This is a genomic window from Dolichospermum sp. LEGE 00246, assembly GCF_015207865.1.
GTDB classification, from domain to species: domain Bacteria; phylum Cyanobacteriota; class Cyanobacteriia; order Cyanobacteriales; family Nostocaceae; genus Dolichospermum; species Dolichospermum heterosporum.
This window is the reverse complement of record NZ_JADEWA010000495.1, coordinates 1-3893: the sequence shown is the minus strand read 5'-3', so window position 1 is coordinate 3893 and position 3893 is coordinate 1. Positions and strand designations below refer to the sequence as shown.

The 3893-nt window shown below is 36.5% G+C and carries 2 protein-coding genes; both read left to right on the top strand.

The window, feature by feature from the left end; translation table 11 throughout:
* Positions 1-318: 318 nt before the first annotated feature.
* Positions 319-2196: an excinuclease ABC subunit UvrC gene (uvrC, locus tag IQ228_RS22820; RefSeq protein WP_027401103.1), complete on the top strand. Its 1878-nt coding sequence runs from the start codon at positions 319-321 to the stop codon at positions 2194-2196.
* Positions 2197-2475: 279 nt separating this feature from the next.
* Positions 2476-3750 (top strand): tetratricopeptide repeat protein, encoded by a 1275-nt coding sequence (locus tag IQ228_RS22815; RefSeq protein ID WP_193964543.1) that lies wholly within the window; start codon positions 2476-2478, stop codon positions 3748-3750.
* Positions 3751-3893 lie beyond the last annotated feature (143 nt).

Sequence of the window (3893 nt, the reverse complement as noted above, 5' to 3'; positions counted from 1 at the left end):
AGATGACTTTTGCTATTAGACTGGGAATTCATTCCCAGGCGGGGTATGGGTTTTACGTTAAGTTGACACCAATGGCACAGGGCCTACCCCTACATTAAATCTAAACTCAAGTTGACACTCTCAGCGGCTTTAGTCATCTTCAGATGACTTTTGCTATTAGACTGGGAATTCATTCCCAGGCGGGGTATGGGTTTTACGTTAAGTTGACACCAATGGCACAGGGCCTACCCCTACATTAAATCTAAACTCAAGTTGACACTCTCAGAGGCTTTAGCCACTGAGCTTTACCCTTACCGGATATTCCTGTAAAATATATTTGTGACTATATCTGAGCAAATCTTACCACTGTATAAAAACCCAGAACGGTTAGAAAATCGGCTGGGAGAAATTCCCCCAGAACCGGGGGTTTATTTGTTGCGGGATGGCAGCGATCGCCTAATATATATAGGTAAATCTCGTAAATTGCGTTCTCGTGTCCGTTCCTATTTCCGCGACTCCACCAACAAGACGGAACGGATCAACACAATGGTTAAATTAGTGACAGAAATTGAATTCATTGTCACTGATACCGAAGCCGAAGCATTAGCCCTAGAAGCCAATTTAATTAAACAGCATCAGCCATATTTTAACGTCTTACTCAAAGACGATAAAAAATATCCCTATCTGTGCATTACTTGGTCAGATGAATATCCGCGCATTTTCATTACCCGCAAACGTCAATTAGGAAAAGCCAAAGATAAATATTACGGTCCTTATACAGATTCCGGTTTATTACGAGAAATTGTCCATTTGTGTAAAAAGATTTTTCCTTTACGACAAAGACCACAACCTTTATTTAAAGATCGTCCCTGTTTAAATTATGATATTGGTCGTTGTCCTGGTGTTTGTCAAAAATTAGTTTCCCCGGTTGAATATGCAAAAATTGTCCAAAAAGTAGCGATGGTTTTTCAAGGTAGAACTCAGGAACTAATTGATATTTTAACAGCACAAATGGAAACAGCCGCAGCAGAATTGAATTTTGAAACTGCGGCAAAAATTCGTGATCAAATTGGAGCATTAAAATCCCTTCATGCGGCTCAAAAAGTATCCTTACCTGATGATACAGTATCACGAGATGCGATCGCTTTAGCCGCCGATGATCAACACGCCTACATTCAATTATTCCAAATTCGCGCCGGTCAATTAGTGGGACGCTTGGCTTTTGTTGCTGACTCCCACCCTGAACCGGGAGCAATTTTACAACGAGTTTTAGAGGAACATTATCAAACAGCAGAAAGTGTAGAAATTCCCAGCGAAGTCTTAGTACAGCATGATTTACCAGATAGTGAAATTTTGTCCGCTATTCTAACAGAACGCAAAGGCAGAAAAGTGACAATTTTCAATCCTTTGCGACAAAGTAAGGCAGAATTAATAGAAATGGTCGAAAAAAATGCCCAATATGAATTACAAAGAATGCAAAAATTGGGTGATAGTAATTTACAAGCAACCCAAGATCTAGCCGCTATTCTCGACTTACCAGATTTACCCAAACGCATTGAAGGATATGATATTTCTCATATTCAAGGAACTAATGCAGTAGGTTCTCAAGTCGTATTTATTGATGGTTTACCAGCCAAACAATATTACCGACATTATAAAATTAAAAATCCTGATATCACAATTGGTCATTCCGATGATTTTGCCAGTTTAGCAGAAGTTATTAAGAGAAGATTTCGTAAATATATTGAAGATCCAAAATTAGCAAGATTAGGTAATACTGACTGGCCTGATTTAATTATGATTGATGGTGGTAAAGGTCAACTATCTGCCGTTGTGGGGATTTTAACGGAAATGAATCTATTCGCAGATTTGCGGGTTGTCAGTTTAGCCAAAAAACGAGAAGAAATCTTTTTACCCCACTCATCAAAACCTTTAGAAACAGACTCAGAACAACCAGGAGTCCAGTTATTACGAAGATTGCGAGATGAAGCTCATAGATTTGCTGTCAGTTTTCATCGTCAACAAAGAAGTGATAAACTAAAGCGATCGCATCTAGATGAAATTCCCGGTTTAGGACAAAATCGGCAAAAGTTGTTATTAGCGCATTTTCGCTCCCTTGATTATATTCGTCAAGCCACACCTACACAATTAACAGAAGTTCCCGGAATTGGTTCACGATTAGCGCAAGAGATTTATGATTATTTCCATCCTGTTTAAATATATTTTTTCAGAGATACGAACCACAGAGGACACAGAGGACACGGAGGTAAAACAATTTCTTAATCAATACCTTCTCCATTTTTTGTAGGTCGGGTTAAGCGACAGCGCAACCCGACGCATTTGTTGGGTTATGGCTATGGCTCCTACGTCGCCACGCAAGCTATCGCCACACTTCGTGAACGTACCTCAACCTAGAGGTATTGTTAATTGAATTGTATTGGTTCTTGACTTCTGCTGTATTATTAACCAAATTTGTAAATACCATAGTGTTACCAGATGAAAATCAGTCTCTGTATGATTGTAAAAAATGAAGAAACTAGCTTACCAAAATGTCTAGGAAGTGTTAATAATTTTGTTGATGAAATTATAGTTATTGATACGGGTTCAACTGACAAAACCCCACAAATTGCCCAACAATTTGGAGCTAAAGTGTATTATTTCCCCTGGAATAATAACTTTAGTTCGGCTCGAAATGAAGCTTTAAAATATGTAACAGGTGATTGGATTTTAGTTTTAGATGCTGATGAAACTTTGACAGATGAAATTATCCCCTTACTTAAAACAGTTATTAGCAAAGAAGAATATTTGGTAATTAATTTAGTACGTCAAGAAGTCGGTTCAACACAATCACCTTATTCTCTGGTTTCTCGACTATTTCGTCATCATCCTAATATATCTTTTGATCGCCCTTATCATGCTTTAATTGATGATAGTGTCACCGCAATTCTCACTCAAGAACCACATTGGCAAATTGGTTATTTACCAGGAGTAGCAATTCTCCATACAGGTTATCAAAAAGCTGTAATTAATGAACAGAATAAATATGCTAAAGCCGCAGCCGCAATGGAAGAGTTTTTTGCCAGTCACCCCAATGATGCTTATGTATGCAGTAAATTGGGAGCTTTATATATGCAAATGGGGAAAATTGATGCGGGTATGGAGTTATTAAATCGAGGATTAAATCAATTAATTGGTAATCAGGTTAATGAAGAAAAAAAAACATTAAATAAATTTAAACATTCGCAGTCACAGAAAGTTGAAGTTGCTTTCAATGAAGATATAAATTATGATATTTTGTATGAACTGCATTACCATTTAGGAATTGCTTATACAAATTTAAAAAATTTGCCCCCAGCTATTTCTCATTATCAAGCTGCGGTAAAATTGCCTATCTATCCCCTTTTGAAATTAGGAGGATATAATAATTTAGGAAATTTACTCAAAAATGTAGGAGATTTACCAGAAGCAAAAATTGCTTATGAAACAGCCATAAAAATTGATCCTAATTTTGTAATTGGTTATTATAATTTAGGCATGGTATGTAAAGCAATGGGGTTATTTAGTGAAGCTATTGATGCCTATAATAATGCCATTAATTTGAATCCTGACTATGCAGAAGCTTATCAAAATTTAGGGGTTGTACTCTTGAAAATTGGCGATGTTTCCGGTAGTTTAGAAGCTTTTGAATATGCCATTTCTCTCCATGAATTAAACAACCCTGAAGAAGCAAAACGACTTTATCAAGGTTTAAAGGAAATGGGTTTGATTTGATTTTAGGTTACTTTTTTAACAAATAGAACCCGATCATTTCTTTCATAGATTTTATACCAAATTCTATCTTTATCATTAACTTGATATATTTCTTGGGTATTGATAATCTCTTGATTATCAATGTTTCTAAATTCATATTTACC